A 6,779-nucleotide genomic window follows, 5' to 3' on the forward strand; every position below is an offset into this window, starting at 1 on the left:
GAACATCGTTTACAGCTAGGACTACCAGGGTATCTAATCCTGTTTGCTACCCTAGCTTTCGTACATTAGCGTCAGTATTGGTCCAGGAGACTGCTTTCGCCCTCGGTGTCCCTCACTGACGACAGCCATGCAGCACCTCTGCTAACTCCCTTGCGAGTCATTACCGTTTCCGGCTTTTACCATTAGCAGTTCAAGCCCAGGTAAGGTTTTTCGCGTTGCGTCGAATTAAACCACATATTCCACCGCTTGTGCGGGCCCCCGTCAATTCCTTTGAGTTTCAACCTTGCGGCCGTACTTCCCAGGCGGTTCACTTAATGCGTTAGCGTCGACGCGGAAGGGGTCGATACCTCCCACATCTAGTGAACATCGTTTACAGCTAGGACTACCAGGGTATCTAATCCTGTTTGCTACCCTAGCTTTCGTACATTAGCGTCAGTATTGGTCCAGGAGACTGCTTTCGCCCTCGGTGTTCCTCCTGATATCTACGCATTTCACCGCTACACCAGGAATTCCGTCTCCCCCTCCCACACTCAAGCCAAACAGTATCCTTAGACCTTTCCCGGTTGAGCCGAGAAATTTCACTAAAGACTTATCTAACCGCCTACATACGCTTTACGCCTAGTAATTCCGAGTAACGCTCGCCACCTACGTATTACCGCGGCTGCTGGCACGTAGTTAGCCGTGGCTTTTTCTGAGGGTACCGTCATTTTTTTCTTCCCCTCTAAAAGGAGTTTACAACCCGAAGGCCTTCGTCCTCCACGCGGCGTCGCTGGATCAGGGTTGCCCCCATTGTCCAAAATTCCCCACTGCTGCCTCCCGTAGGAGTCTGGACCGTATCTCAGTTCCAGTGTGTCCGTTCATCCTTTCAGACCGGATACCCGTCATAGCCTTGGTAGGCCGTTGCCCCACCAACTAGCTGATAGGCCGCAGGACCATCTCAAAACGCATTACTGCTTTGACCCCTGTTTGATGCCAAACTGTGGTCTTATGCGGTATTAACTCCGATTTCTCGGAGATATTCCCCATTCTGAGGGAGGTTTCCTACGTGTTACTCACCCGTCTGCCGCTAAACTCTACGATACTCTGCAGAATCTCGCTCGACTTGCATGTGTTAGGCACGCCGCCAGCGTTCACTCTGAGCCAGGATCAAACTCTCCATAAAAATTATAGAGATGTTAATAAGCTCTCAATTACTGATACTTCTCATTCAAATAAAAGTCTCTCAACTTCTACTTGAATTAATTTTTACATAATGACTCTTGAATTACATGATTGCCTCTTTCACGAGGCGCTTATCTGCATGCTATTTAGTTTTCAAAGAACTTTCTTACAGAGAAAAATACCACTCTCTTTGCTTTCCCATTTTTTACCAATCTAGCAAAGTTTCAATGTCATCACCATATTTAGTTAGACACTCACTTCTCATCACTCCCGGAGTCTTACAACTCTTCTAACTATTAAACTTGCTACTATTATATTGATTAACACAAAAAAAAGAACTCTTGCTTCCACAACACATCTATTAAACAAAACTTATAAAAGTTTGTCAAGCCCCTGTAGTATCTCGCAACACACTAGATTTTTCTAAAGGCGAGCTGAAAGAACTTATATTATAGCAAAATCTAAAAGCGAAACAAAATCAAGACTTTTGTGAAATCTTTTTATGTTATACTAAAGTAAATAATCAATCAAATGATTGTTGATTATATTTATATCTATCGTTAAAATCGTCGTCATAAAAACTCTGACCCATTATCTGTTTGGATATGTTTTATTTCAAACGGACTTACTCGGTTTATTTTTACTAAAAAGTCTTTTGCATTTGCGCTACTTAACTTTTATACACTTGTGTACACGCTTGTGAAAATGCAACCCTTGATTTTACATCTATTACATTTATGAAATATCTCTTTGTCCCTTCTTCATATAAATTGCAGACTGTCTATTTGTACTAAATCTCCATATTAGCAAGTCTTATATTTACCACCTCGTTCTTTTTTCTCTATCTTTATCTTTATTTTTACCTTTCCATATTTTAATGCTGCCTTTAATACAATTTCTTTATAAAATTCCAATTCTTCAAGTTTTTCTTTTATTTCTTTTGATAACTCTTCCACATGAAAAGTGTTTTACGCCAACTTGTAAAATATTTTTCATGCGCCTGCCGAATTGCTTGGTTTATTTTGCTTTTCTTATTCGTAAGAATCTATAAAATGTGTAAACAGTCAATATCCAAATAGGCAAAGCAATAACCTGTTTAGCCATTCCAATTTGTGGCAAAGTCATAATAACTAAAATAAAAATTATAAAGACAAGCGTTATATATCCTGAATAAGGATAAAATGGAGCAGGGAACAATGTTTTGGGATTTTTCTGTTTAAACTTTAAGTGGGATAAAGTAATCATTCCCCAGTTTACAAGAATGCACATAACAGCAAAACTTATAATTATTTTAAGCGCTTCAAACCAATTTGGAATAAAATAATTTAACGGGACTACTGAAAATGTTATTGCGCTTGATAACAATGTCGCGGTAAAAGGAATGCCCCTTTTATCTATTTTAGCTAAAGCCTGTGGTGCATTGTTTTGTAAAGCAAGACCGTACAACATGCGACTGTTACTGTAAATGCAGCTACTGTAAACAGATAACCCCGCAGTTAAAACTATAAAATTTAATGTCCACGCAGCATATTTAAACCCTATCTTATCAAATATCATTACAAATGGGCTATCGAATATGCTTAAATTGCTCCAGTGGTACAACGACAAAAGCGCAGCAAGAGAACCTACGTAAAAAATCAAAATACGAAACACAACTTGATTTATAGCTTTAGGAATTGTTTTTGACGGGTCGGCAGTTTCTGCGGCGGTAACGCCGATAAGCTCTAATCCGCCAAAAGCAAATGTAATCATCGGAAGAGCTGTTATAAGCCCAATAAGCCCGTGAGGCAAAAATCCGCTAAATAGAGAATTGCCTGCGTGAGGTCCTACAGTTGCTGGTTGCCACAAATTTTTAATAGAGGCTCCGGGAACTAAATTGGGATCAAAAAATAATATATAGCCACCTGCTAAAATCATGGCGCAAATAGCAAAAATTTTTATAGATGAAAGCCAAAACTCAATTTCGCCGTAGGCTTTTACGGTTGCAAGATTTATAAGGTTTATTATTACAAAGAAAAACAAAGCTGTTTTCCACGTTGCCAAATTTGGAAACCAATATTGCGTATATGCCGCTACTGCTATAAGCTCTGTTATACCGGCAAGGGCATACCCAATCCAATAATTCCAGCCTGCCAAGAAACTCGGGAATTCTCCCCAATATTTATAAGCAAAATAACTTGAAGAACCGGCAGACGGATCTTGAGTATTCATTTCACCAAGTTGGCGCATAATTAGAAAAACGATAATCCCCACAATTAAATATCCTAAAAGTACGGATGGTCCCGCGGCAAAAATTGCGCTTCCTGCTCCCAAAAACAAACCTGTGCCAACGGCTCCGCCGAGAGCTATAAATTGAATATGTCTATTTTCAAGGTTGCGTTTTAAATGACTTTTTTGAAGAGAATTCATAGCTACGCTTTTACTCCTTTGCTGATTTTGTACCAAATATATATAACCAATATCCAAACCGGCATAGCCACTGCCAATTTTGTCATGCCAAACTGAGGCAATGCCATAACGAGAGGTATAGAAGCGAGAAATGCAATGGTAATATAATTTGAATACGGGTAAAACGGAGATGGAAATAACGTTTTATGATGGTTAAGTTTTTTATGTTTTCTGAATTTTAAATGAGCTATCGGAATAATGCCCCAATTGATGATGGATCCTATAACTGAAAAACTTACAATTACTTCAAAAGCGTTCATCCAATTTGGGAAGAAATAATTTAAAGGCACTACCAACGATGTTAATACCCCAGATAAAAAAATTGCAGCTGTTGGGATACCTCTTTTGTTTGTTTTAGCAAAAATTTGCGGAGCGTTTTTTTGCAAAGCAAGACCGTACAACATGCGACTGTTACTGTAAATGCAACTGTTGTAAACAGACAACGCCGCAGTTAAAACTACAAAATTTAGCATCCATGCTGCATATTTAAACCCAAGTTTGTCAAACACCATCACAAACAGATTGTCCGATGTGTTTAAATTGCTCCAATGGCATAATGATAAAAGTACAACAAATGTGCCTATGTATAAAAATAAAATAAGAAACATGACCTGATTTACAGCCTTAGGTATAGTTTTTTCAGGATTTTCTGCCTCAGCCGCCGCGAGACCAATAAGTTCTAGACCATCAAAAGCAAAAATTATCATAGGGAAAGTTAGAACAAATCCGACAAATCCGTGAGGAAAAATCCCGCTAAACATTTTGTCGCCTGCGTGAGGTCCGACGGTTGCTGCGCACCACAAATTTTTAATAGAAGCCCCTGTAATCAAATTAGGATCAAAGAAAAGTATGTACCCGCCGGCTAAAATTATTGCGCATACTGCAATTACTTTAACGGACGAAAACCAAAGTTCTACTTCACCGAAGGTTTTTACAGTTATAAGATTAATTGCGTTTACTAGCACGAAGAAGAACAAAGCAATTTTCCAAGTTGCTATATCAGGAAACCAATATTGCGTGTATGCTGCCACAGCGGTAAGCTCTGCTATACCAGAAAGAGCATACTCAGCCCAATAATTCCAGCCTGCTAAAAATCCAGGAAATTTGCCCCAATATGTACAGGCAAAATGACTTGAAGAGCCTGCAGAAGGCTCGTTAGTACTCATTTCGCCAAGCTGACGCATAATTAAAAATGCTATAATCCCTATCAATAAATATGCTAGAATAACAGACGGTCCGGCTGCAGAAATTGAGCTTCCAGCGCCTAAAAAAAGACCGGTGCCGATTATTCCCCCCAAAGCAATAAACTGAATGTGACGACTTTGAAGCTTATGTTTCAAATTTTCCATGAACACTTCTCCTGTTTTTATTAGTTAAAGCGTATCCTCTCTCTAATATGCTTAATTTTATTGGCATGAATACGCTCTTGCTTTATTTTTTACAATTTTACATCCCATAGTTACAATCAGTATCCAAGTAGGTAAGGCAATCACTTGTTTAGCCATGCCCAACCTCGGCTCTGCCACAACTGCGCTACCAAGCGCAATAAATTGGATATGTCTATTGTTTTAAGTTCACATTTCAAATTGCTTTCTTGAAGGTGGTTAAAACAAAAACATAAAGCGTGAGTGTAGCATAATTGGAATAAGAGTACAATGGCAATGGAAATAAAGTTTGGTGTTGTTGTAAAATTTTTTGCTGTTTAATTTATATGCGATAGCGTAATTAATATCCGATTAATAAGCACGCAAACAATCACAAAACCTATGATTATTTGAAAGGTATCAAGCATTGCGGAAAAAAATAATTTAACGGTACAACCGAAAACGTTAAAATGGCAGATACTAGCTACGCAACAATGGGGACGCCTCTCTTTGTGGTTAAAGTTTCAACTTGATAAATTTACGCAACAACTCGCAGCATTCTCTAAACAACAATCAATAATAAAAGATACGACTGTTAAGGTATCAAATCACTTCAGCCCATAAATAATGAGGAATGATGCCGTTGCCTTTAATATCATACATTGCAAACACCAACTCACGATTAAGCGCCCTCTCCTTTATTATCGCCATTATCGTATCTAATGCCACTTTCTCACTTATCGTTAGCTTCCGAGCTTCTGGTTCAAGCCTAATCCTTTTCTCATCCCACAGAGCGCCCACCAGCCTAAGCGTCGCCAACGTCGTCAACTTAATCTTCGTTAACATGAACTGCCTCACCATCCCCGTCACATTCAGTGGCAACGTTCTCTCAGCCTTCCTCGCCGCCGCCGCCAGCAACACATTCCGCTCCTCCCACTCCTCCCAGTCCTCCAACTGCTCCTTCAGCATCGATTCTACCACTGTCTTCGCTAACGCATATGTCAGCGGCTTCGTCTTCATCTCATCATCTACCCTAGCTACCACCACACCAAATATCTGCGACACCTTAATAGACCATTTCTTAATCAGCACCCGCGCTCGTATCGTCACATCCCCCAACAACGCATGCGCCGCCTCCCCCCTCGCATGCGCCATCCTCATCAGCAGATCCGTTTGCTCCGCCCTCATCTTTTCAAGCATAAGCCTCTCTTCTTCTGATATTGGATAAACTGAAGAAGAAGATGATGATGATAGTCGTGGTTGTGGTACTACTGTTAATGGTGATACGTCTAATGATGTTATTGGTAGATGATGTGGTGGTTGTAGTTTTAGCAGATTTCGTTCCTTCATTTGTAGCTCCAGCTCCCTCAGCTCCTTCACTCTCATATTAAGCCTCAAATTAAGCCTCAAACTCTCCACCTGCTCAGGCGACGACGAATCAAGAATGTCATTTATCTCCTTCGCGCACTTCATCTTATCCCACTGCCACTCCATATCCATTATGTACTCCTGCGCCTTCACCTCCGCCATATGCACCCTCACCATCGTCTCCTCCGGCAGTTCCTGCTGCAGTTGATCAAACGCCTTAGGCGATAGCTCATAACGCCGTTCTAGCAGTCGCGGATTCAGCAAGTCAGTCTGCTTCGTTATCTGACCCAGCCGTTTCTTGTTCGGTTCCAGCGCCACCGCCTCCAGTCTCAGTTCCTCCTGCATCGCCTCCAGTTGCTCTATCGACAGGTCATCCTTCTTCAGATCCTCTTCCCGTCGCTTGTGCTTATCATGAGCCTCCTGCTCCGCCACAGTTGG

General features: G+C 40.7%; 4 protein-coding genes and 1 rRNA gene. All 5 read right to left on the reverse strand.

Translation table 11 applies throughout. From position 1 onward, the window contains the following. Positions 1-1,162, reverse strand: a 16S ribosomal RNA gene (locus LE180_RS06690); the annotation flags it as partial. 802 nt (positions 1,163-1,964) lie between these two features. Beyond that, positions 1,965-2,117, reverse strand: coding sequence for a hypothetical protein (locus LE180_RS06695; RefSeq protein ID WP_374134677.1), 153 nt, complete (start codon positions 2,115-2,117; stop codon positions 1,965-1,967). A gap of 61 nt (positions 2,118-2,178) precedes the next feature. Beyond that, a complete protein-coding gene (locus LE180_RS06700; protein ID WP_374134678.1) occupies positions 2,179-3,570 on the reverse strand; it encodes an amino acid permease in 1,392 nt (463 codons plus the stop codon). A 2-nt stretch (positions 3,571-3,572) separates the two neighbouring features. Further along, a complete protein-coding gene (locus LE180_RS06705) occupies positions 3,573-4,958 on the reverse strand; it encodes an amino acid permease (protein WP_374134679.1) in 1,386 nt (461 codons plus the stop codon). Between the two features lie 618 nt (positions 4,959-5,576). After that, the coding region (locus tag LE180_RS06710; protein ID WP_374134680.1) for a hypothetical protein at positions 5,577-6,779 on the reverse strand (1,203 nt) is incomplete at its 5' end.

The organism is Candidatus Endomicrobiellum pyrsonymphae, assembly GCF_020328025.1.
In the GTDB taxonomy this organism is placed as follows: domain Bacteria; phylum Elusimicrobiota; class Endomicrobiia; order Endomicrobiales; family Endomicrobiaceae; genus Endomicrobiellum; species Endomicrobiellum pyrsonymphae.